Origin of the sequence: Spirosoma sp. KUDC1026, from assembly GCF_013375035.1 — a bacterium.
GTDB lineage: Bacteria > Bacteroidota > Bacteroidia > Cytophagales > Spirosomataceae > Spirosoma.
This window is the reverse complement of the sequence record NZ_CP056032.1, coordinates 3,498,063-3,522,407: the sequence shown is the minus strand read 5'-3', so window position 1 is coordinate 3,522,407 and position 24,345 is coordinate 3,498,063. Positions and strand designations below refer to the sequence as shown.

General features: G+C 53.0%; 18 protein-coding genes. 9 read left to right on the top strand and 9 right to left on the bottom strand.

Annotation, left to right across the window (positions count from 1 at the left end):
- Positions 1-31: 31 nt before the first annotated feature.
- The 3 genes from HU175_RS14740 to HU175_RS14730 are packed head-to-tail and all read left to right on the top strand — an operon-like array spanning position 32 to position 6,338.
- Positions 32-1,141 carry a chemotaxis protein CheB gene (locus HU175_RS14740; protein ID WP_176567321.1) on the top strand — a complete coding sequence of 370 codons (1,110 nt, stop codon included), beginning with the start codon at positions 32-34 and terminating at the stop codon, positions 1,139-1,141.
- Entirely contained in the window at positions 1,134-5,585 is a 4,452-nt protein-coding gene (locus tag HU175_RS14735) for a CheR family methyltransferase (RefSeq protein WP_176567320.1), read from the top strand. Before HU175_RS14740 ends, HU175_RS14735 begins: the two co-directional genes overlap by 8 nt.
- 33 nt (positions 5,586-5,618) lie before the next feature.
- Positions 5,619-6,338: a hypothetical protein gene (locus HU175_RS14730; protein ID WP_176567319.1), complete on the top strand. Its 720-nt coding sequence runs from the start codon at positions 5,619-5,621 to the stop codon at positions 6,336-6,338.
- Positions 6,339-6,356: 18 nt separating this feature from the next.
- Here the strand turns inward: HU175_RS14730 and HU175_RS14725 are convergent, their stop codons facing one another.
- From HU175_RS14725 to HU175_RS14695, 7 genes are all read right to left on the bottom strand, one after another.
- Positions 6,357-6,830 (bottom strand): response regulator, encoded by a 474-nt coding sequence (locus tag HU175_RS14725; protein ID WP_176567318.1) that lies wholly within the window; start codon positions 6,828-6,830, stop codon positions 6,357-6,359.
- 78 nt (positions 6,831-6,908) lie between these two features.
- Positions 6,909-7,247 (bottom strand): hypothetical protein, encoded by a 339-nt coding sequence (locus HU175_RS14720; protein WP_176567317.1) that lies wholly within the window; start codon positions 7,245-7,247, stop codon positions 6,909-6,911.
- A gap of 65 nt (positions 7,248-7,312) precedes the next feature.
- Positions 7,313-7,456 (bottom strand): hypothetical protein, encoded by a 144-nt coding sequence (locus HU175_RS14715; protein ID WP_176567316.1) that lies wholly within the window; start codon positions 7,454-7,456, stop codon positions 7,313-7,315.
- Complete coding sequence (locus HU175_RS14710; RefSeq protein ID WP_176567315.1) at positions 7,440-8,456, bottom strand: fatty acid desaturase; 1,017 nt, start codon at positions 8,454-8,456, stop codon at positions 7,440-7,442. The genes HU175_RS14715 and HU175_RS14710 overlap by 17 nt, the downstream gene beginning before the upstream one ends.
- Before the next feature lie 159 nt (positions 8,457-8,615).
- Positions 8,616-9,677: a response regulator gene (locus tag HU175_RS14705; RefSeq protein WP_176567314.1), complete on the bottom strand. Its 1,062-nt coding sequence runs from the start codon at positions 9,675-9,677 to the stop codon at positions 8,616-8,618.
- The gene (locus HU175_RS14700) at positions 9,674-10,576 is read right to left on the bottom strand and encodes a sensor histidine kinase (protein ID WP_176567313.1); all 903 of its coding nucleotides are present in this window, start codon (positions 10,574-10,576) and stop codon (positions 9,674-9,676) included. Before HU175_RS14700 ends, HU175_RS14705 begins: the two co-directional genes overlap by 4 nt.
- 227 nt (positions 10,577-10,803) lie before the next feature.
- Positions 10,804-11,325, bottom strand: a complete 522-nt coding sequence (locus HU175_RS14695; RefSeq protein ID WP_176567312.1) for a hypothetical protein — start codon at positions 11,323-11,325, stop codon at positions 10,804-10,806.
- Between the two features lie 338 nt (positions 11,326-11,663).
- Between HU175_RS14695 and HU175_RS14690 the strand changes: the two genes are divergently transcribed.
- The 6 genes from HU175_RS14690 (at position 11,664) to HU175_RS14665 (ending at position 18,910) form a co-directional block, all read left to right on the top strand.
- Positions 11,664-11,909 carry a hypothetical protein gene (locus tag HU175_RS14690; RefSeq protein ID WP_176567311.1) on the top strand — a complete coding sequence of 82 codons (246 nt, stop codon included), beginning with the start codon at positions 11,664-11,666 and terminating at the stop codon, positions 11,907-11,909.
- A 417-nt stretch (positions 11,910-12,326) separates the two neighbouring features.
- Positions 12,327-13,277: a YihY/virulence factor BrkB family protein gene (locus HU175_RS14685; RefSeq protein WP_176567310.1), complete on the top strand. Its 951-nt coding sequence runs from the start codon at positions 12,327-12,329 to the stop codon at positions 13,275-13,277.
- A gap of 99 nt (positions 13,278-13,376) precedes the next feature.
- On the top strand, positions 13,377-13,919 hold the full coding sequence (locus tag HU175_RS14680; protein WP_176567309.1) for a hypothetical protein: 543 nt from the start codon (positions 13,377-13,379) through the stop codon (positions 13,917-13,919).
- A gap of 315 nt (positions 13,920-14,234) precedes the next feature.
- Positions 14,235-16,439 carry a TonB-dependent receptor family protein gene (locus tag HU175_RS14675; protein WP_176567308.1) on the top strand — a complete coding sequence of 735 codons (2,205 nt, stop codon included), beginning with the start codon at positions 14,235-14,237 and terminating at the stop codon, positions 16,437-16,439.
- Between the two features lie 21 nt (positions 16,440-16,460).
- Complete coding sequence (locus HU175_RS14670; protein ID WP_176567307.1) at positions 16,461-17,342, top strand: hypothetical protein; 882 nt, start codon at positions 16,461-16,463, stop codon at positions 17,340-17,342.
- A 20-nt stretch (positions 17,343-17,362) separates the two neighbouring features.
- The gene (locus tag HU175_RS14665) at positions 17,363-18,910 is read left to right on the top strand and encodes a phosphatase PAP2 family protein (protein WP_176567306.1); all 1,548 of its coding nucleotides are present in this window, start codon (positions 17,363-17,365) and stop codon (positions 18,908-18,910) included.
- Between the two features lie 126 nt (positions 18,911-19,036).
- On the opposite strand, the gene HU175_RS14660 is transcribed toward HU175_RS14665, so the two are convergent.
- Both HU175_RS14660 and HU175_RS14655 read right to left on the bottom strand, forming a co-directional pair.
- Positions 19,037-19,597, bottom strand: coding sequence for an RNA polymerase sigma factor (locus HU175_RS14660; protein ID WP_176567305.1), 561 nt, complete (start codon positions 19,595-19,597; stop codon positions 19,037-19,039).
- A 417-nt stretch (positions 19,598-20,014) separates the two neighbouring features.
- Positions 20,015-23,962, bottom strand: a complete 3,948-nt coding sequence (locus HU175_RS14655) for a two-component regulator propeller domain-containing protein (protein WP_176567304.1) — start codon at positions 23,960-23,962, stop codon at positions 20,015-20,017.
- Between the last annotated feature and the right edge of the window lie 383 nt (positions 23,963-24,345).

Sequence of the window (24,345 nt, the reverse complement as noted above, 5' to 3'; positions counted from 1 at the left end):
ATTGGCCGGGTTACCAACCTACACGCATCGGATGGAAAAACGAAATATTATTGTGGTAGGTGCATCGGCCGGTGGCATCGAGGCCTTCCAACAGCTCATGGCCGGCTTACCCCCGGATCTGGACGCAGCCCTATTTATCGTCTGGCACATGGCGCCCACCGTTCGTGGCGTATTACCCCAGCTACTGAGCCGGTTTACCACCATTCCCGTTGCCCATGCCTACGACAACGAGCCTGTTCAGATGGGCCGCATTTACGTAGCGCCACCCGATCACCATCTACTGATCGAAAACGGCCACGTCCGCGTTACCCACGGCCCCAAGGAAAACCGCTTCCGGCCCGCCATTGACCCGCTGTTTCGGTCAGCCGCTTACGCGTATGGCAACCGGGTCATGGGGGTGCTCTTATCCGGGGCACTCGACGACGGAACGGCGGGCCTTTGGGCCATCAAACACCGGGGTGGGCTGGCGCTGGTACAGGACCCCCAGGAAGCCCTCGTTGCCGCCATGCCCGAGAATGCCATCCGCCAGGTAGCCGTCGATTATGTTCTTCCCGTAGCCCAATTAACTACGCAGCTAGTTCAGCTAACCGGCGAACACGTTTCAGAAACGCCACAGGTTTCTATGGAAGAGAATGAAAAAACAAAAACAGAAATTCGTATTGCCGCCGACGAGACGGCTTTGGGGTTGAACCTGTCCGAGTATGGTCAACCCAGCCGCTACGCGTGCCCGGAGTGCCACGGCGTACTGACGCAACTTAAAGAGGGCCCGTTGGCCCGCTTCCGCTGCCATACCGGCCATGCCTACTCGGCCGATACACTGCTGGCTGCCATCACGGAGCAAATCGAGGATAGCCTGTACGGAGCTATACGCGGGGTAGACGAAAGTGTGATTCTACTCAACCGGCTTGGCGACCAACTGGCCGACGCCAATCAGCCCAGGAAGGCCGGTATTTATTTCCAGAAAGCCCAGGAGGCTCTTCGGCGGGGAGAACTCATTCGGCAGGCCATCCGCGCGCAGGAACCATTGAGTCTTGAAAGTTTTCCTCAATCCGAAACCGATACAGCCGACAGAGAACGGCTTCAGGAACGACGTACTCCTAATACCCCACCCATAACCAGCCCAACCGAATCCAGTGAGTAAGAAAAAAACAGCGTCACAAAAAACCAACAAGACCGTTCCGGGTCAGTCTCTGATCGTCGGCATCGGCTGCTCAGCGGGCGGTGTGGAAGCGCTAACCCAGTTTTTCAAGCCCGTTACCGCCGACTCCGGCCTGGCCTACGTCGTTATTTTACACCTCTCCCCCGATTATGACAGCCAGCTTACCCAAATCCTGCAGAGCGTGGCCAGTATTCCCGTTATCAGGGTGGAGGAACGGGTAACGGTCGTCGCCAATCATGTGTACGTAGTCCCCCCCGATAAGCACCTGCAAATGGCCGATGGGGATATCCTCGTCTTACCCAATGCACGCATCGAAGACCGGCGGGCACCGGTGGATATCTTCTTTCGCACCCTAGCCGAATCCCACGGGGCCCAGGCCGTAGGGGTGATCCTGTCGGGAACGGGCGCCAACGGTTCCATGGGTCTCAAGCGGATCAAGGAAGAAGGTGGGGCGGCTTTTGTGCAGAGTCCCCGCGAGGCTGCCTTCAACGAAATGCCGCGCCACGCCATCGCCACCGGGCTGGTGGACGACATTCTGCCCGTAGCCCAGATTCCGGCCCGGCTGCTGGCCTACGCCCAGAATCGGGATACCGTCGTTATCAGCCTGGAACCCCGGCAAGATGTAGAAAACCAGCAGCAGGCCCTGCGCGACGTGTTTGCCCTACTACGCCAGCGCACCGGCCACGACTTTTCCAATTACAAGCGTCCCACGCTGCTGCGTCGGCTGGAGCGCCGGATCAACGTCCGTAACCTGCCGGGCCTGCCCGAGTACGTAGCCTTTCTGCGGGAGCACCCCGATGAAACCCAATCACTGCTCAACGATCTGCTGATTTCGGTTACTAACTTTTTTCGTGATAAACCCGTCTTTACCACCCTGGAGCGGCAGGTGATTCCGCTGCTGACCCACGAAAAAAGAGAGGATAATACCCTGCGCATCTGGGTGGCTGGCTGTGCCACGGGTGAAGAAGCCTACTCGCTGGCCATGCTCTGCGCCGAACGCACGATGGATGTGCTGGATGCACCCCGCGTGCAGATTTTCGCCACCGACATTGATCAGACTGCCATTGCCATCGCGCGCGAAGGGCTGTACACCATCAACGATGCCGCCGACGTATCGCCTGAGCGCCTGCGTCGCTTTTTTACCCTCGAAGGCGAGCAGTACCGCATCCGCCGGGAAATTCGGGAGATGGTCCTGTTTGCGTACCACAATGTGCTGAAAGACCCGCCTTTTTCCCGGCTGAACCTAGTGAGTTGCCGCAACCTGCTCATCTACCTGAATCAGACCGCGCAGCAGCGGGTGCTGGAAACCATTCATTTTGCCCTGAATCCCGGCGGTTACCTGTTGCTGGGTTTGTCTGAAACCACCGACGGCACCAGCGATCTGTTTGCGCCGGTGAATCGGGAACAGCACCTGTTCCAAAGCCGCTCCGTACCGACACGCTCTTTTCCCGTACCCGAGTCAAGTTCGTTGCAGGCCTCCCAGCGCGAAACCGCACCCGAACCAGCCCCCAGGGTGGACGAGCGCCCAAACGTACGGCTGAGTTACGGGGAGTTGCACCAGCGGTTACTGGAACAGTATGCCCCTCCGTCGATTATTGTGAATGACGAATATGATATTCTGCACGTATCGGAACGGGCGGGGCGCTACCTTCAGATTGGCGGGGGCGAACCGTCCAAAAATCTGCTGAAGCTCATCCGGCCCGAATTGCGGCTGGAACTGCGCACGGCGTTCTACCAGGCCAGTCAGCAGCAAATGAATGTCGCGGTACGCCAGCTCAAACTTCAGCTGGACAATCAAATCCAGACGCTGACTATCCACGTGCGTCCGGTCATTGGCGAGGGCGATTCCGCGCGCGGGTTTATGCTGGTCCTCTTTGAACCTACGCCCGAGGAGGATGTCGAACCAGACCGGGTGCTCACCTCGGTTGAACCCGTTGCCCATCACCTGGAGGAAGAATTGATTCGGGCCAAAGCGCAGTTACGGTCGGCCAATGAGCACCACGAACTACAGGCCGAAGAACTAAAAGCGACCAACGAAGAGCTACAGGCCATCAACGAGGAACTGCGTTCGTCGGCCGAAGAGCTGGAAACCAGTAAGGAGGAGCTTCAGTCGATCAATGAAGAGCTGACGACGGTTAATCAGGAGCTGAAAGTAAAAGTGGAAGAAATTTCACTGGTGGGCGACAACCTGCAAAACCTGATTAACTCGACTGATATGGCCACCCTGTTTCTGGACCGCAGTTTACGGGTGAATCTGTTTACGCCGGCCACGCGGGAAATCTTCAATCTGATCCCCACGGATTTCGGGCGGCCACTAACCGACATTACCAACCGATTAGTCAATACCCACCTGCTGGGGGATACGGAACAGGTGCTGGCGACACTTCAACCCGTGGAACGGGAAGTAAGAACTACCGACAGGCGCGTGTATCTGATGCGCGTGCTGCCTTATCGAACCACCGATGACCGCATCAATGGCCTTGTGCTGACCTTCGTCGATATTACCTCGCGCAAGGCCGCTGAGGAAGCCAACTATTTCTTGGCTTCCATCATCGAATCATCGCAGGATTCGATCATCACGCTCAATTTTGAGGGTGTTATCACCAGTTGGAACAAAGCGTCCGAAACTCTGTATGGCTATTCGGCCGCTGAAGCCATTGGGCAGTCGCTGGGGATGCTGACGCTGCCCCAGGACCTTAGTGAGTTATTAAATCTAGCTGAAAAAATCAAACAGTCGCAGCGCATTGAAACGCATGAAACCGTTCGAATCACGAAAGATGGTCAGAAACTGGCGCTGGAAGTCGTACTCTCACCGGTGAAAGATCTGCAGGGACAGGTTATCGGCGTGTCGAGTGTAGCCCGCGACATCACCCAGCGCAAGGCCGCCGAAGCAGCCCTGCGCGAGTCGGAGAAACGGTTCCGGCTCACCATCGAAGCCGCCCGGATGGGCACCTGGGATTGGAACTTGGCAACTGACGAGGTAATCTGGAACGAGCAGCACTTTCGGCTGTTTGGCATGGAACCCCAGCCTGATCCCGTTAGCCCGAGCGTTTATTTTGATCACGTACATCCCGATGACCGGGAACGGATTAGCCTACAGTTGCAGGAGGCCATTGCCAGTCAGGGTGTGTTTGATGCGGAGTTCTGCGCCTTGCTGGACGACGGCTCGCAGCGGTGGATGAGCGGTTACGGGCGGGTGGTGGAGGAAATCGACGGTAGCGCAGCCCACATGAGTGGCGTAATGTTCGACATTGACAAGCGCAAACGGGCCGAAGAAGCCCTGCGGGAATCGGACCAGCGGAAAGACGAGTTTCTGGCTATGCTCGCCCACGAACTGCGCAATCCGCTGGCTCCCGTCCGCAACACCCTGCAAACGCTGGGCCTGAGTGCCGGCCAGAACGAAACGATGAGCGCGGCCATCACCCTGATGAATCGACAGGTCGATCACCTGGTTCGGCTGGTCGATGATCTGCTGGATGTGAGCCGGATTAACCGGGGAAAGATTACCTTACGGCTGGAACCGCTCGATCTGAACCTCCTACTCCAGGAGACGGTGGTGGTCATGCAGTCCCTCTTTGAGCAGCGCCGGATTGAGTTATCGGTTTCCGCATCGAATGAGCTGATCTACCTGCAGGGTGATGCCACCCGACTGACGCAGGTTATCACCAATTTACTGACCAACGGCGCCCGCTATACCCCCGAAGGTGGTCACGTTTGGGTCCGGTTAGACCAGGTGAAGCAGGGGGCGGACGTAATGGCCCGCCTGCAGGTTAGCGACAACGGCATCGGCCTCGCGAGTGATCAGCTGGAGCGTATTTTTGAATTATTTGCGCAGGTTGACAATTCACTCGCCCGTACGCAGGGCGGGTTGGGACTGGGTCTGACGCTGGTTAAACGACTTGTTGAGCTGCACGGGGGGCGGGTGGAAGCCCGGAGCCCAGGCCTTGGGCAGGGTAGCGAGTTCCTGGTTTACTTGCCTGTCCTATCCAGCATCAACGAAGGTTCTGCTGCCCAGCCAAGCCCTATCGAGTCGGCCACAACGAAACGACGTATGCTGGTCGTGGACGATAATCAGGACGCGGCCGATTCGTTCGCCATGCTACTGGAATTAAGCGGCTATACCGCTACCGTAAGCTACAGCGGTGAGCAGGCAATAGCGGCTGCCGAGCACGAACAGCCGGAAGTGGTGCTGCTCGACATCGGAATGCCCGGCCTGAATGGCTACGAAACGGCCCGGCTGATCCGGCAACAGGCCTGGGGCCGCAGCCTGATCCTGATCGCCCTGACCGGCTACGGACAGAATGAGGATAAGCGGCTGAGTCAGGAGGCTGGTTTCGACGGACACCTGGTCAAACCGGTCGATCTGGAGACGCTAACCCAGTTGCTGGCTTCGATTGTTCTGCCGAAAGACCGTTCTGCAACCTGACCCTCATCCCCATTCACTTGGTTTGATTCAATTATGACTAACTCAACTAGTGATTTCAATCTACAGCGCAAACAATTGTCCGACTACCTTACTGCGCATCAGGGAACCATTCTAAATTTCTGGCGGGTGACATGCACCCCGGATGAAGCCCCTCAAGAGAGTGCCCGTTTGTCCGGTAAGGAGCTAGCCGATTCACTGCCTCTCTTGCTGACTTTTTTTACGAGAGACATTGCGGGGGAGAGTCAGGAACGTGATCTGGTGGACAGCGTCTGTCAACACCAGATTCACCGCTGGCAACGCGGTTATCCCCTGGGGCATTTGCTGACGGAGTTCGACAACTTTTACGCCGGTCTGGATACCGAAATCCAAGCTTTCCTGAAAGCGTATCCCCAAACGCGTCCTGGCATTATTGCACTGGCCTATAGCCAGCTACGTCAACTAGTGAAACTAGTCAATGCAGGTGTGGTTCTACCGGTCGATCAGTTGGAACAAACGAGGGCCGACGGACAGATGAAAACCCTTCAAGCCGCGCTTGACAAGCTCCAGCAGAAGAACAGCCAGCACTTGGATCGCCTGCGTCAGATCGCCCATGATCTGCACAATTACCTGGGCATTATTGCCACGGCAGCCAGTATATTACGGGAGGTGCTCACGGACGATGATGAGGTAAGATACCGGGATATGATCCGCCGGAATGTAAGCGCGGCCAGCCACCTGATTAATCAGCTGCTGACCGATGCTCAGACGGAGTAGATCCGTCCCGAACGTAGCTCAACCCGGCGGCAGGGTAACCGTATGCAACCAGTACTCCCGCAGGGATTTCATACAAAGCAGCCACTGGGCATGACTGGCCGGTTTGACAATGTAGGAATTGGCACCCAGCTCGTAGCCCCGCTGAACATCTGGTTGCCGGGCTGACTGGGATAGCAGGGCAATGGGAATTAAGCGATAAGGCGAATCCTTTCGTTTTATCCGTTCGATAATGCGTAAGCCATCGTCAGCGAGCGGCAGGTACAGATCCAGCAAAATCAACCGGGGCAATTTCTGTTTAGCCTCCAGACAGTGATGAAGTTGGCTAAAAGCAGCTTCCCCGGTTAACGCGATCAGTAAATCCACCTCCGGCATACAATCGTGCAGCACAGTCTGGATTATATCACACTGATCCAGATTATCATCGATGATGAGAATTTTAGTTCGCTGGACGTTACGCCGGGTCGTGGCCGGTGGCCGGTAGGGTTCATTCATGATCGGGCAGGTTTCGAACAGGCGTGATTATGATTGTAAAGCTTTCGTTTGATTGACCTGACGATTAAATTCCGCTGATTAACAGGGTGGTAACGTATTAGTCTCTCCAAAATTAGATTGCAGTTGCATTTGATAAGCCTCAAAACCCGCTCGTCTGTATTGACTCAGTAAGCGTTTAAATTGCGAACACGACAAAGCCGGTTCAGGCAAGTTGACCCGGGGGGGCGCAAGCGGCTCGGGCGGGGCTTGCTGAAGCTGTTTCCAGAATAGCCAGTCCTGGTCCGACAGGTGCTTTTTCAGGTAGGCGTCTTTAGCCCGTTCAGGAGGTGTCTGCACATCGGGGTATTGTTGGCGGAAGCGCTTAATCGCCTGTATGATACGCCCGATAGCGGCTAATTCATCGATAGCTGGGTCCATGTGTTAGCTCTGTTAACGTTATTCTTTTGAGGCTCGGCCAATTGGTATGATAAAATCAACTTTGTTCAGCCAACCGAATGGTAAGGAGCCGTTGCTTCATCTGCAACACCTCGTTGGAGCACCTGTTCGGCAGCCTGGCAGGCGATGGCTCCTACACCTACTTTCCGGTTTTGCAGGGCAGAATGAGCCCGTTTACTGAGGATGTACATATTTCTGGAGGAAATCTTTTTTGTTATCCCGGTAAGAGGCCACTGCTCCCAGCTTGTACAAACCCAGGATGTAGAGCCAGGCCAGGTCGAGCTGAAACCGTAGAAAGCCCGCCCGGGCACTGCTTGGGTACAGGTGATGGTTATTATGCCATTCGCCCGAAAAAAGTCCCGGCCTGAGTTGATTCAAGGATAGATTCCGCCGGTCAAAGTCAACGCCATCGACGTGTTTTTGCTGACCTTTCCCATGCCCGGTATAATTGAAAGCCCGTACCAGGACAAACCAGAAAAGTGCCCCCGTAAATAACGCACAGGCTAAGCCATGACCGCCGATAAGAAAAAAGACGGTGTACCAGAATGACCAGTTGAGTAACCACAAGCCGATGGTATGAACCGGCGAAGCAATTGAGCCCCAGGTCAAATAGGATTCGTAGGAGTTAATCCAGATACCTGTGTGGCGTAAAAAACTGGCTGCCTTCTTATAGTCAGTTTCCGTTAGGTCTTTGGCAATGGGTTGGTGATTCACGTCCGACAGCATACAATACAGCAATCCCCCCTGGGCATTATAAGGATCGCCCGGCTGGTCTGATTTGGCATGGTGAACGTGGTGAGAAACTACGTAGATTTCTTCGGGGAAGGTGCGTAAAACCAGATTTTGCGTGATGAACCGCCAGATCGGATGGCTGAACGTGTACGCTTTGTGCGTACTATATCGATGAAACCAGATGGTCGCCTGTGTGCTCATGATCGAGATGCTGTAAACAAACCCAATACCCAACAGGGGCCATGAGAAATATTTAAAGAACGCCAGAGCTGCGAAAGGCAGCAGGCAAAGCATCATTAGCCAGCTTATCGCCGGTATCCAGTTCTTCCTGGTTGCCAGGATGTTCAGGCGGGAAAATGCTTCGGTGAAGAGTTGCCGCTTGGTAGGAATAACTAAGGTTCCGGTCTTATCGCTCCAACCATAAGCAGGTTGTTGGAGCACTCTATCAATGAAAGCCATTCGTTGAGAGGATATAAAATTTTAGGTAAACTGAGTTAAGTATACCCAAATTTCACCCGTTCATCTGGCTTCCCCTATGATTGTAAACCGGATAAACAAAATGACTATCAGTCACCTTATTGACCAATGTCAGCGTATCACCTGATATTTATCGACATATCAGTTTTTGAGCCGGGTCAGCCGGTCAATGTCCAGTAAAGTAATCTGACTACCCGAAAGCTCCAGCATTCCTTCGGTCCGTAAATCACTCAGTACCCGGATGACGGTTTCCATCGACGCACCTACCAGTTGCGCACAGTTCTCCCGCAATAATGTCATAGATATGGCCTGATTGGCCGATTTAGTGTTCGGCTCATCCAAGGGTGAATAAAATTTCCGATAAACCAGTAGCAGGGCTTCTGCAACTCGTTTGCGAACAGGTAGATACGCTAGTTTGAGCAGGCGGTCATCGCGCTGGCTTAGATCATGCGCCAGTAGGCGCATGAAGTAGAGCGCTATATCGGAATGATTCGTTATGAGAGTCAGGAATTCGGTTTGCGGAATTAGACAGACTTCTGCGTCCAGCAGCACTTCCGCCGATTCGGTATAAGGAGTATTCTGCAATAAGCCTGGCAAGCCAACAAAATCACCTGTGCCAGACAAAGCCGTGATAAATACGTTGGCGGAGGCATCCGTTTTGAAGCGTTTGACCTGCCCACTTCGGATGTAATAAAGTTTAACGGGAGCATCGCCCTCCAGGTAGAGCGCTTGTTTTTTAACGTATCGAAGGGTCAAGTAGGGAAGTTCATCCGGTAGGTGAAAGGTGTTCAGAAAATCGGTCAGACCAGGTTGCGCAATGTGACGATTCATCTGCTCGGCTTTTTTGAGCCGACGTTCGATGGCTGCCAGCAGGTCAATGTCGTCGATGGGTTTGGTCAGATAATCATCTGCCCCCAGGTTCATCCCATTGCGAATATGTTCCGAGTCAATCTTTGCCGTCAGGAAAAGGAAAGGTATGCTGGCTGTGTCTGGATCTTTACTCAAGATGTGTAAGACACCGTAGCCATCTAATTCAGGCATCATGATATCACACAGGACTAAATCTGGCCTAGCCGATCGGGCAAGTGCAACACCCCGTCTGCCTTCTTCAGCTTGAACAACTGCGTATTGGGCCAGTCTGAGCATTTCCGCGATGTTTTCGCGAACCTCCTTTTTGTCTTCGATGATCAGAATCGTTTTCATGCTCGTTCGCTCATTAACGGTAGCTGAACCGTAAAGGACGTTCCTTTTCCTACCTCGCTCGTGAAGGTAATAGTTCCCCCCAACAGCTCAGCGTAGTGTTTAGCCAGATACAACCCCAGACCGGTACCTTGAACGTGAATAGCGTTACGGGAGCGGAAAAAATTGGTAAATACCTTGTCTTTATCCAAATCTGGAATCCCGATACCCTGATCAATTATAGTAAAAACAATATGCCTGTTTTGAATTGCACTAATTAACTGAATGGGCATGTCATCAGCCGAGTATTTACTAGCATTGGTTAACAAATTAAACAAAATACTTTTTAGGAGTTGTGAGTCCAGACACACCTCAAGTGATCCCGTTTGTGGTTGATAATTGAATCGCTGCCGGGGTTTGGCGGTGGCCTTCACAGAGGCAATCACGTCCTGACAAAATGCGGTAAGCTCCAGCGATTGGGACGTACTGCGCAAGGCATATTGATCGACTTGGCTGACCGCCAGAAACTCATTGAGCATGGCGGTCAGGTTAGTCACGGCAGCTTTAATACGTTGTACATGTCGCTCCCGATTATCGCTCTCTTCCGAACTATTGTAGCGGTTAATGAGCGAAGCAGAGGTCAAAATGGTCATCATCGGTGTACGAAATTCATGGGACGCCAGATTAATAAAGTTTGATTTCAGCTCACGTTCCTGCGCTAATAGCCTTCTTTGTTCTGCTTCGAACTGACCATGTTGTGTAACCAAAATCTGCGCTTCCTGTAAGGCAGATTGGAGCCGCTCAACTTCCTGCTGGTAGTCAGCAATCTGCTGAAGCAATTCCTGATTCGTCTGTTCGGGTTGAGTCAGAGGGCGCTTGGCTTTTCGGCCCGCCCTGTGGTGTTGAATAGGTAGGTCGTTCATCGTTTATGTCAATAAAAAGAACGATCAAAAGGAGCGTATCATGAAATAAACTGGAAGAAACAGTAGGTGTTTTGCTTCGAAAGCCCTATATGTATCTGTGCAACAATCAAAACACGCGTAAAAGTGTGTTGTAAGCTGAGATAAAGGTGATTGTCTATGAACGATTTTTATATGAAATGTATCAACTCCGGTTATGACGCCTGCCGGATGCTATCAGTCGGAAAGGTCTATTTCGTATGACCACCAATAAGTCTAAGTAGCCTTTCTCGTACTGAGTCGACGGATTCTGCCAGTTGAATAGCCTTTAATAAGTCAGCCTGCTGCTGGTGTTCAGAAGGCGATAAAGGCCAATACGTAACATCCTGCACTAACATGAGCACGCCATCCCCTGATTTTAGGTAAAGCTGGTCGTATAGAATACTATTGCCATCAAGTTGATATGTTTCTAATTGCAAACTCGGCTTACCTGAGTTAACGACGTCGATAAGCTGCGTTAACCTATCTATCCCAGCCATATTCGGGTTGAGTATCGTCAATGGCAGGCTCATCAGATCTTCTACGGGGTAATTGGTCAGTGCTTGCTGCATAGGGTTGACCAGCTGATACTGGAAGTCAGTGATCTGCCCCGTGACGTTGCGAACCGCCCGTAATAAAGCAACCCCCGCTGGAGCTGAATTAAGTAAGGTTCGGACGGACTCGGAAACTAACCAATCGGAAGAGAAAAACTCATCCTGAGAATCGTCCGGCATAGGCTGCTTAAGCTATAAATGTAAAATTACCGGGTTAGAAACCCTAAATGGAATAACTATTGTCTGTCTTTTATACTATATTATTAGCTTAACATTAACCTTTTTAGAAGAAGCCCGCTGGGGCTCTGGTATTTAGATTTGGGGCGCCAAACTTAGATACATATGCCTACGCTACTCAGCGAGTTTTTAACCGTAATACTACTCTATACCGGCCTATTTTGCAAAAGCGTTTTTGCTCATGCTCAGCTATTAGAGTTGTTGCAAGGGGTTAATTTTGTACCAAGAACATCTCCATTGCTGATTTACGAACTGATCGCCACTAGCGATCAGCCATCGGGTTGAATCAAAAACAATTCGCTAAACTGTTGGATTTACTGCCGCAGACCTATGAGCAAATCTACGGTCAATCCGTTGAGCAACGACAAGCTGAATGCCCGGAACAGCCTACGTTACGTAGCTACGAAGAGTTGATCTTATTCAATCTATTCTTCTTAAAATCAGCATTTTCATTCGACTTACTAGCCTTCACCACGGACATCGATGACTCAACGCCAAACCCAATCAAGATATTGGTTTACTGGTGATCAAAGCCGCTTTGAAGCATGTCTTAGCCCCCTATTCACTGGACAGATTTTCTGAGAGGGTTGTGTCGTAAACTACTTGTGTTACCAGACCCCGGCTCAGTGGTACGTCGAACGCATTGAAAAGGGAAAGAAAAGTACAATTCCTGGTTCTACTTCTACAAGTTTAACTTAACCAAAAATCTGTCCTATGTATTGAGAACACCATGGTTTCAACGACGAACGACTCGATCCGCTGTCCGTTGGAGATGGGATTCTGTAACAGAATCCGATCGACCCTAATAGTCTTCTTCTATCTCAGTTCCAAGGAATCGATCGTCTCCAACTTGCCCCCAAACGCGCGCTATATATAGGCTGACGATCAACGTACTCTAAACCCTTGCGCTACTCCTGTCGTTAGCTAACCAACTCCCCTTGTGCATGGTCGTCTCAGCACCCAAAAAAATCGTCCCTGTTCTTCGTCTGTTTCGGGAAGCTTTCACCAATCTGAAGGCCAACGACCCTGTGCGGATGGCCGGTGCTACGTCGTTCTTTACGTTTTTTGCCCTGCCGCCAATTGTCATTATGCTCAGCAATGTGCTCAGTCCGGTACTGAACGAGCAGCATCAATTGGTGAGCTACCGCCTGTTTGCCGAACTCAGTAAACTGCTTGGTCCCCGCAGTGCGAATCAATTGCAGGATATTTCGCAGCATCTTCAGAACCGGCCGCCTACGCTTCCGATGACGCTCGTAGGATTTTTTCTGCTGTTACTGGCCTCCACGACACTATTCAGCGTCGTCAAAAGCTCGCTGAATCAACTCTGGAACGTCCGGCCAAAAGCCAGCCGGGGTTTTGTGCATACGCTGAAAGACCGGGGCATTGCGCTGGTCATCATTCTGTTTTCGGGCCTGCTCTTTTCTATATCATTAACCATCGATCAGCGGCTGGCCGTTTTGCAGCAAGGTATGCTGACCAGTACGCCTACCCTGCGCGACTGGTTATCGAGCGGGGGAAATTACCTCCTGTCGGTCGTTATCATTACCTTTTGGTTTGCCAGTGTTTTCAACTACCTGCCCGACGTACGGGTGCCCCGGCGGGCCGTCTGGGTGGGCGCGCTGGTTACGAGTGTTCTTTTCAAGGTTGGTGAGCTGATTCTGAATCGTCTGCTGATCAACAGCCAGGTTGCGAACCTGTACGGTGCATCCGGTTCGGTAATTCTGTTGCTGCTCTTCGTCTTTTATTCGTCACTTATCTTCTACTACGGGGCTTCATTCACCCGGACGTTTGCGCGGACCAATCAGCCTGACCCGGAGCCGAATGCCACCGCTGTCAGCTACGAGATTACAGACCTGCTCCCTCCCAACGCGGCAGGAACGACAGACAAGTCCTGAAAGTATTGCCGGTAATTGCTTATTTTTATAGTAATCTTTCTGTATTTTAGCACTGCATGACTATTTTTTGGTAATTTTACCACATAGATTAGCCACTTTGTGAAAAAAGCAGTTACCATCGGTCTCTTTCTACTCCTGGTGTACCACACCCTGGCCCACGTGCTGGTGTGTGTCAGCGCCTGGTGGCAGGCAGAACACGACCTGACGGAGCGGCTGCACGTATTCCGATCGGTGGATAGTATCGTTGAGTTTCAGATTCCCCTGACGGGCACCTCAGACGCGACTAATCTGCTCAGTACCACAACCGACGGTTTCAGCTACCACGGCCACTACTATATGGTCGTGAGCATGGACCTCAAAGGCGATACGCTGCACATTGCCGGTCTGGAATCGCAAAACCGTTCGTTCTGGCAAAGTGATCTGCTGGCGTTTATGAACAAACACCTGGCTACGTCCAATGACTCGAACCAGCACACGAACAAGCTGCTCAAGTTTCTGCTGAAAGAGTATTCCCCCAGTCCTCCCCTATCGTTTGCCTTTCTATTGCCAGGTTGGCAATCCATTGTCCGGATTCCGGAACAGTTATTTGTTATAGCTACCCGCGCCCTATCCGTTTACGCTCCCCCGCCAGAAACACGCTGATTTTCTGGTCAGTTCTGTTGTTTTCCGTTTCCGGCTTTAGCGCTGTGGGACGGTAAACACCGCTTAGGCTTTTGTTTCGCCAAGAAATGAGATCAATTACGTTTGGCCGTCCTGGTCTGGATAGCTAAAACGCGCCCCTTTTTGAGAGCATACCAGCCTATACACAACTTCTGATCAGATTCTCTCCCCGTTGGGTTCGGCTCCGCGCTGCTGCGGCTGCCTACCCACGTTCTCTTACATTTCTGTAAGAGGTATTCCTCATTTTATTTCGGAGTAGTCGTCCAGGCTTCTGCTCCTGCTTATTACTGGCACTCAATGACAACACGTATATTCAGTGCGTGGCTGTCGGGAGTATTGCTGCTCCCGGCAGCTACCCTCACAGCACAGACGCCTGTTTCCAGAAAAAATACAGATTCGTTAACCGCCCGCACCCTGAAACAAGTCACGGTAAAAGGCGCCAAGCCAACCGTAGTTGACCCATTGCCCAACGTATATGGTACGTTCCTGATGGGGGGTAAACGTAGCGAAGCCATTCGCGTATCGGACATTGACGCCACGGTAGCGGAGAAAAATCCACGGCAGTTGTTCGCCCGGATTCCCGGTGTTTTCGTCTATGATATGGACGGCACCGGCAACCAGATCAATATCGCTACGCGCGGTCTCGATGCCCACCGTTCCTGGGAAAACAATATCCGCCAGAACGGTGTGATCACGAATTCAGATATGTATGGCTACCCCGCCAGCCACTATTCGCCACCGATGGAAAGCATCGATCGGATTGAGCTGGTTCGCGGCACGGGTTCGCTCCAGTACGGCGCCCAGTTTGGCGGTATGCTGAACTACGTTACGAAGCGCGCCGACACGACACGCCGGTTCGGCTTTGAAACGAACAGTTCAGTCGGTTCCTACGGATTACGCAGTACGTACAATGCCATTGGCGGACGCCTTGGGAAGTGGACCTACTACGCGTATTACTACCGCCGTCATTCGGATGGGTATCGCCAGAACAGCCGCTCGGAAGCCCAGGCGCAGTTTGCGTCCATTCATTATCAGGCGAACCGTCGGCTGGGCATCACCGCCGAACTGGGCCGGTCGAGCTACGTATACCAGATTCCAGGACCGCTGACGGATTCGCTGTTTAACCAGAACCCACGCCAGTCTACCCGGAGCCGCAACTATTTCAATCCGGACATTTACGTACCGTCGCTGCGCCTGAACTGGCAGTTGTCTGACCAGACGCAACTTTCGTGGACGACTTCAGCGGTACTGGGTGCCCGCAACAGTGTGCAGTTCGACGCTTTCGCCACAGTGTCCGACGGAGTCGATCCGACGACGGGCCGGCTCCGGAACCGGCAGGTGGACGTCGATCATTTCAACAGCTACACGTCTGAACTGCGGCTGCTTCACAAATACCGGCTGGGTAGCCTGACTGGTACGGCAGCGGGTGGTATTCAGGTAATGAGTACCGACCTGCACCGGCAGCAGCAGGGACAGGGCACGACGGGTGATGATTTCGACCTAACGCTGGTCAGCCCGTTCCGGCGCGACCTGCATTTCCGTACGAACAACATTGCCCTGTTCGCGGAAAACCAGTTTCAGCTAACACCCCGGCTGAATATTTCACCCGGTATCCGGATTGAGAACGGCCTGACCCGGATGCGGGGCACCATTACGTACTATACGCCGGATAATCTGCCGACCGACATCAACCACCATTTTGCGCTGCTGGGCATCAATGGGCAGTACCAGCTTACATCCGCCCTGAAGGTGTACGGTGGCTGGTCGCAGGCGTATCGACCTGTAATCTTCAAGGATATCATTCCAGCGTCGATGTACGAACAGATTGATAAAAACCTGAAAGACGCGCGGGGGTATACTGCCGAACTGGGCATCAGTGGTCAGTGGCAGGGACTGCACGTCAACGTAACGCTCTTCGATCTGCTGTACCGCAACCGCCTGGGTACGCTCCTGCAAACCAACGCCGACGGCAGCAATTACATCTTTCGGACCAACATCGGCGACAGCCGCAACCGGGGTGTCGAAGCGCTGATCGAGGGGCAGCTCGCTCAGATCGGTCGGGTTCAGCTTAGCGGCTTTACATCAACAGCCTACCTGGATGCCCGCTACACCAACGCCCGCGTCTCAACGGGGCGCGACAACCAGGCCATCAACGGCAACCGGGTTGAATCTACCCCGCAGTGGACCAGCCGCAACGGCCTCACGGCTCGTTACGCTACCGCCAGCCTGACGCTCCAGTACAGCTACGTAGCGGCAAGCTTCTCCGACGCATTGAACACGGCTACGCCCTCGGCTAACGGTGCCGTTGGACCGGTTCCGGCCTACAGCCTGCTGGATCTGAACAGCACCTGGCGCATCGGTAAGCAGTTAACCCTGCGCGGCAGCGTCAACAACCTGCTCAATCGACAGTACTTTACGAAACGTCCTACGTTTTACCCTGGTCCGGGGGTGTGGCCCTCGGACGGCCGCAGCGCCGTACTCTCTGTTAGTTTTCGTCTGTAATCCTCTCATTACTAGCTTCGAATGAAACCACTTCTAGCGTCTTTCCTCATTCTACTGCCGCTCATCAGTCAGGCGCAGATGCCCCACGACGCCATTTACATGAGCAAAGGATCAGTTTGCGTGGCAGGTATGTACACGCAAAATTCCTGGAATCAGTACTGGGAAAACTCACTCAAGCGTGAAAACCTGAACATTGGTACGCTTACCACCAAAAGTGCCATGGTCATGCCAGCCATCGGTATTACCAACCGGGTCAACCTTATTCTTAGTCTACCCTACGTCTGGACCGAAGCCAGCGCGGGTAACCTGATGGGACAGCGTGGTATTCAGGACCTGTCGGCCTGGATTAAGGTGAAGGCCGTGAAGATAGGCGGCTTTTCACTAAACGGTATCGTTGGTGCGTCAATTCCACTCGGTACCTACGTAGCTGACTTTATGCCCATGTCGATTGGTATGCAGTGCCGCACCGCCACCGGCCGCCTGCTGGCCAGCTACAAACAGCCCAAAACCGGTCTGTACGTGACGGCGCATGGTAGTTATGGCTGGCGCAGTAACATCCGGATCGACCGGGATGCTTACCAGGCCGACGACCGGGTGTATAATACCAACCAGGTTCACGTACCCAACGTGTATGACGCCGGACTACGAATGGGCGTACTGCGCCGGACCTGGCAAACGGAGGTGTGGGCGGAACGTACTGCCTGCCTCAACGGCGATTACATCCGGCGGAACGATATGCCGTTCCCGACCAACAATATGCAGGCTACATCGGTAGGCTGGTACGGTAAATTCCAGCCCCGTAACATCGGTGTCAACGCCCGTGTGGGGTACGTGGTCGATGGGCAGAACGTTGGGCAAAGCACCAGTTACACCGTGGGTCTCCTGTATTTATTCCGTCTTTGATCGTTCCTCTGCCAAACGCCATGAAAAATAAAGTTTCCTTATCGGTTCTGGGAAGTGCCTTGCTCAGCCTGACCGTTTTAATTATTTCCTGCAGCAAGAGCATCAATGAGCCCGAGCGCTCGGCGTATCAGCCTGCCAGTATCGACGCGCAGGCTGGCAGCTGGAAAACGTATATCCTGACCACGCCGACAGAAGTGACGCTGGCAGCACCAGCCAGCGTAAACTCGTCCGACTATCAGGCCGAACTGGCCAGCCTGAAACAACAGTCGGCTTCCTTTAGCGGAACGCAGAAAGATGCTGTTACTTACTGGAGTTCCGGCGCGGTTTACCGCTGGAACGAGATTGCCCGGGAACTGTGTGCGCGGTATAATGTGCCCCCTGCCTCAACTCCCGACGGAAAATATCCCGTTCCGGATGCCGCTAACCCGTTGGCCGATCCCCGGTTTCCGTTTGCGAACCCGCCTTACTCAGCCCGGGCGCTGGCCTACCTGAGCGTAGCGCAGTACGATGCGCTGGTGGCCACCTGGAACTACAAATTTACGTACAACCGGATGGCGCCCAGCCAGATCGATGCCAGTATCAAACCGGCGTTCCCCGTCAGCGGTCTGCCCAGCTACCCGTCGGAAGATGCCGTTGTCGCTGCCGCATCGGCAACTATTCTGAAAGCAATGTTCCCCGGTGAAGTAGCGTACCTGGATGCCAAACTGGCCGAACACCGTGATAGCAGGCTCTGGGCCGGCATGAACGTGCAGAGCGATCTGACTGCCGGGCTGGCACTGGGTAACGGCGTAGCGGCCAAAGTGATGGGCCGGGCCAGAACAGATGGTATGAGCGCGGCAAATAACCAGACCGTCACAGTCGACATGATCAAGAAAGCCCAGGAACGTGGTCTGAGCGAGGTATGGGTTAGTCAGGAAGCTCCTCTGCGGCCTCCCATGCTACCTAACTACGTGAACGTGCAGCCCTGGAACTTCGACAAAGCGACCATGATCAGCCTGCGGCCGGGTCCGCCACCAGCGCTCAACAGTGCCGAATTCACCCAGAGTCTGGACGAATTAAAACAGATCAACCGGAGTCAGACGCGGGAGCAGGCACGTATCGCCAATTATTGGTCGGATGGGGCGGGTAGCTACACCCCACCCGGGCACTGGCACCGCACGGCCGCCAACGCGGGTCACGATGCTCAGTTCAGTGAAGTACGCATGGCCCGGACCCTGGCGCTGGTCGGCACGGCACTCATGGACGCGGGTATTGCCTGCTGGGATGCGAAATACTATTATTATTACCCTCGCCCGCAGCAGTTTGGCGTTAAAACTTCCGTTGGCCTACCGAACTTTCCGTCGTATACGTCCGGACATTCGACATTTTCGGGAGCAGCTGCGGCTGTTTTAAGCTCTTTGTTCCCGGACCGGACGGCTGAATTTGCGGCCGGTGCCCAGGAAGCATCAGTGTCGCGGATTTATGGCCTGATTCATTACCGTTTCGACTGCACGGTCGGGTTGGAGCACGGCCAGAAAATTGGTGCGTATGCCATCGCCCGCAGCAAAGCTGACGGCGCTGGTAATTAAGCAATTATCAAAAATTTACTGGTAGCCGCTTACAAATAAAAAGCGCCCGAAACTACAGTAGTTTCGGGCGCTTTTTATTTGTAGACGAGTATTTGGCCTGCTGGTCACACCCTCTGACGCTATTTTTTATTCCTGATGGTAACTCGCATACCGGTCATACAGCTTATCGCGGGTGCGCTTAAGCCTCATTTTCACCGCGCTTTCGGTCAGGTGATAGCGCTCGGCGATCTCCCTGATCGAGACACCCTGTTCGTATTTTAACTGCAGCAGCTGAACTTCTTCGATCGGAATGCCTTCCATCAGCTTACCCATATCCCGCAATTTGGTTTCTACATCGTCCCCCCCGTCGGCATCCGAAATATGATCGACCAGATCATCGGCCAGGGTCTCGGTAGTCAGCCGTTTGCCAACCCGCAGCTGATCCAGACAATAGTGATGCGAAATAGAGTATAACCAAGTCGAAAATTTAGAGCGCTGCTGAAAGGTATTCATTTTACTGAACACCTTGATGAAAATATCCTGCGTAAAATCTTCAGCCGCTTCTGAATCTTTGGTCATCGATAAACACTTCTGATAAACTTTGCCTACGTAGCGGCTGTAAAGCATCTCAAAGTACTCGTCGTCGTTTGTCTCCTGATAGTTGGCAACCAATTGCTCGTCTGCCTGTTTCAGTTTTTCCTTTTTCATCGGTGTACCAAATGGAGATTGTATCCATTATGTTGACGCAAAGATAAACGAGAAACTTACAAGTAACTATTCGTTGCCTTATAAATTGTTTATACATTTAATGTAACAACATAATAATACGTTAAATACAATCTTATCTTACTTTAAGTTAATAAATAGTATGATATGAAGCTAATTTCTGTCTTATAAGCTGATTTTGAGACTACTTTGTCTACTGAATTGTTTACAAAGCACCCTAAATTCGTCACCTAAAGTGCTGTTTTGGTGCGTTATAAGCACACCGCTTAGTAAATTTGGCCTACTGCTGTTTACTGAAAGAGCTTCTAGGATGGACAATCGCTGACTATTATCCCTGCATTTCTTTCTAACTGAGCGCCAGTGTTTTCAGAAATAAGTTCCTGATCAGCGGGAAATTGACTACTCTGTGTCCAGAAACTGGGTCGGGGTTTTCTGGTAAAGTCCTTTAAAGAGCGTGGAAAAGTGTGATGTACTTTTAAAACCGGTCATATAGGTAACATCCGTTATGGAATGACCTTTTTTGAGTAACTCACCCGCCCGGCGAAGTTTATACTGCCGGATCACATCGGCTGACGAAAGTTGCACGAGGCTATCCAGTTTTCGATTCAGAGTTCTTGGGGTTGTGTCTAGCTGCTGAGCCAGCGACGTAACACTTATGGACGAATCCAGCGCTTTCTCCAGAATGGCATATACCCGTTTCAGGAAATCGTCTTCGGGTTCCTGCCGTTCTTCGGGGGAGTCGATCAGCGTCAACTGAGTTCGGAACTGCTCGCGAAGCCGCTGCTGCTGAGTCAGCATGTTCCGAAGGCGCACCTCAAGTTCCTCCAGATTGAAGGGCTTGGCCATATACTCGTTGGCGCCTTTCTGCAGGCCATCCATCACGCTGTCATGAGCCGTACGGGCTGTCAGTAGCAATACGGCGATATGGGCCGTCAGGGGCGTGGTTTTAATACGTTCCGTCAGTTCAATGCCACTCATCCGGGGCATCATTACATCCGAAATCACCACATCCGGCAGCTCTGCCTGAACCAGCTCCCAGCCGTCCAGGCCGTTATCAGCACTGATTACACGGTACTGATTGCTCAGTTCACTAACGATAAACTCCCGCAGGTCGGTGCTATCTTCTACCACGAGAATAAGCGGCCCCGTTTCCACAGCGGTCTGCCGGGAGATTTCGCCGTAGGGCACGTCGGGAATTTTAGTGGCCGGATCGAGCATTGTTGATACCGGTTCTTCCGCGCCGGTTGGCACCAGGATCGGTAACCGCAGCTTAAACGTAGTGCCTACTCCCAGTTCGCTGCTGACCTGAATGGTTCCGCCAATCAATTCGGTCAGTTCCTTCACGAGCGCCAGCCCGATCCCCGTTCCCCCGTACGCACGAGTCGCGGAATCATCGACCTGATAGAACCGATCAAAAATGTGCGGCAGATACGTCGGTGAAATACCAATACCGGTATCACTAATTGTGATATGCGCTTCGGCCGGTGTACCGGCCACCCCTTCAACCGCCAGTGTTACGGTAATCTTGCCTTCTTGTTCAGTAAACTTCAGAGCGTTCGCCAGCAGATTTGTCAGGATTTTCTCCCATTTGTCGGCGTCGAACAGCCATTCCCTTTCTCCAACCGATGCCCGGTAAGTAAGCGCAACTCCCTTCTGTTCCGTAGCCGACGAGAACGTGTCGACCAGTAACCCAACGTATTCCTGTACATCCCCCCGCTGCAGTGCCACTGTCATCAGGTTGGTTTCCAGCTTTGACAGGTCCAGCACCTGGTTGATGAGTCGAAGCAACTGCCGGGCATTACGCTGAATCAGCCCGAGCTTACGGTTGGCATCGGCATCCAGCTGGTTGTCGCCCAGCAGTTGCTGAACGGGTGAAATAATGAGCGACAAGGGTGTCCGAAACTCGTGGGTAATGTTCGTGAACAGCCGGGTTTTGATTTCGTCGAGTTTCTTGAGCTGCTCGGCCTTCTGCTGCTGCCGGATACGGCGGGTCTGGTCGCGCAGATAGGCATATACGGCAGCAACAATCACCAGCGCATACAGTAGATACGCCCACCAGGTTTGCCACCAGGGCGGCCTGATAACGATCTGGAACACGGCAGGTTTTGCGGCCCACACGCCATCACTGTTCGCGGCTTTCACCTGGAATGTGTATGTGCCAGGGTCCAGATTAGGGTAGTTGGCAAACCGGCGGTTCCCGCTCTGCACCCAGTCTTTATCGACTCCAACGAGTTGATACGCGTACCGGCATTGCTCGGGCAGCACATAAGTCAGCGCCACAAATTCAAAGGCCAGAAAGTTCTCGTTGTAACGCAGCTCTGTTACGCTTGTGGTTACGGGTCGGCTGTTATCCAGCACTTTAAAACCGGTGATGTACACCGGAAAGGGCCGCATGTCCGCCCGAATGCTGTCGGTGTTGAAATGAACCAGTCCGTTCTGGGTGCCAAAATACAGTCGATTCTGCTGACGGAGGACGGCATTTTCCAGGAAATCATTACTGGGCAGGCCGTTGCTCATGGTATAATTCTGCACCGTATGTTTACGCGGATCGTAACGGCAAAGGCCCCGGTTGGTGCTCAGCCACAACCGCCCTTCCTTGTCGCTCTGAATACCTACGATGCGATTGCTGGGCAGGCCATCCCGCGTTGTTACGTAGGAAAACCGGCCTGTTTGCGGATCGAAGCGATTGAGACCACCCTGATTTGTACCAACCCAAAGCACCCCTGATTGATCTTCGAAAAACGTCAGTACCTCTGAGTTATTGAGATGACCAGGAGTAGTACTGGCCAGATAATGCGTAAACCGGCCTGTTTTGGGATCAAGCCGACTAATGCCTTTGCCATTTACGGCTACCCATACGTGGCCCGATCGGCTGGCCAGCAGGGCGTACACAAACCGATCAGGTATTCCCACCGGATTAGCCGGATCGTATTTATAGTACGTGTATTGTTTCGTTACCGGATCAAAGGCGGCAATACCCCCATCGCCCCCGATCCAGATCGGGCCTGATCCGTGCCGCGACATCAGTTGCACCCAGATGTCGGACGGGTACAGCGTATAGTTATTCGTTGCGTTGTCAAACTGCAGGATTCCCTTCGTGCTCCCCAGCCAGATACCCTTCGTTCCATCAGGCAGGAAGTTAAGGACGTAGTTCAGGCTCTGCGGGCTTGACCGTAACCGATCGGGTGAAATCTGCCGGGCAGGCTGCGCTGCGTCCTTCCGGTAAACATCATAATGATTACTGATCCACAGTTGATTCCGGGCATCAAGCAGCAGGGCACTAACGCGGTTTGCCAGCAGACTCGTTTCGCCCAGGCCAGGTTTTACCTGATACGTAACAAAGGGCTTGGCCGAGGTTGTCTGCCGATTGATCCCGTTATTGGTGGCAACCCACAGTGTTCCCGCCCGGTCGTGGTAAATGGCCTGCGCACTGGCACTGCTCAGATCATTTTTCGACCCCGAGCCGGTGCTGTACGTGACGACCCGCTGCTGGACGGGGTCCACCTGATGCAGTCCTTCCGTTGTTCCTACCCAGACGTTGCCCTGGTCGTCGCAGTGCACCGCGTTCAGAAACACGTACGGGCTGATCCGGTTTCCGGGGTTAAACCGCCGGGGCCGGGGAGCCGGGTCGTTCAGATCAAGCTCCAGCAGCCCCTGCCCCATGGAACCCAGCCAGAGTCGATCGTTTTTATCCAGACAGAACGCATTGACAACGGGTTGCTGCGCGTCTTCGGTCCACGGTACCAACGTGTATTTTCCGGTTTCCCGACTCAACTGAAATAAGCCGTAGGACGTACCAACCCAAAGCCGGCTCTGCCTGTCTTCGAATACGGTTTTGACCTGCATGTCGACCTGCGGCACGGGGTAGAGGACAAAATGATGCCGATCCGGCTCGTAACGGGCCAGTCCGTTGAACGTACTAACCCACAGATACCCCGCCCGGTCTTCGTAAATGGCAACCTGATTATTCCAGCGGTGCGCATTCCGGGCCTGAATCGGGTGGGGTGTCACCTGACCTGTCTGCTTGTTGATTTCGTGCAGTCCTCCTCCCTGCGTTACGGCCCACAGACGGTTTTTCCGGTCTTCACGCAGGGCGAGGATCCGGTTGTTCTGCAAACTACGAGCAGGATTGTTCGGGTCAGGCTGAAACACTGTAAACGTGTAGCCATCGTACTTATTCAGTCCATCGTTGGTACCGAACCACATAAACCCTTCGCGGTCCTGCAGCATACAATGAACCGAATTGTTCGACAAGCCTTCCCGTACGGAGATTCGGTCGAACTGTTTAATTACGGGCGGAGCAGCCGCCTGACTCATCAACCAGAAAAGCCACAGGAGACCAGCCATCGGTACCCGACACCGGCCAAATTTGCTCTCCTGTACGGAAACCGGCCTAGTATACCAGCTCTGCTTACTCATGGCCCCAACACATCAGTGAAAAATCTGGCGAAATGAGTTCAACAGGCCGCGATAAGGGTGTTATCGGTGGTTGATCAGGAAAGCGTAGCGTAGTTGTGTTACCAAACATGATATGGGTTACGATGGAAAAATGCTACCCACTTACCAGTCAGAAAGATTTACTTATCTGCATCGGGCCGGACAGCAACGTTTTATTTTGATCCGAAAAATACACATTTACGAACGTAAATAAAACGCCATTGCCCCCTCACCGACCCTGTTACGGTGGGTACTTTTATGCTAAACCTGCTGGTCATGCGCGAGTTATTATA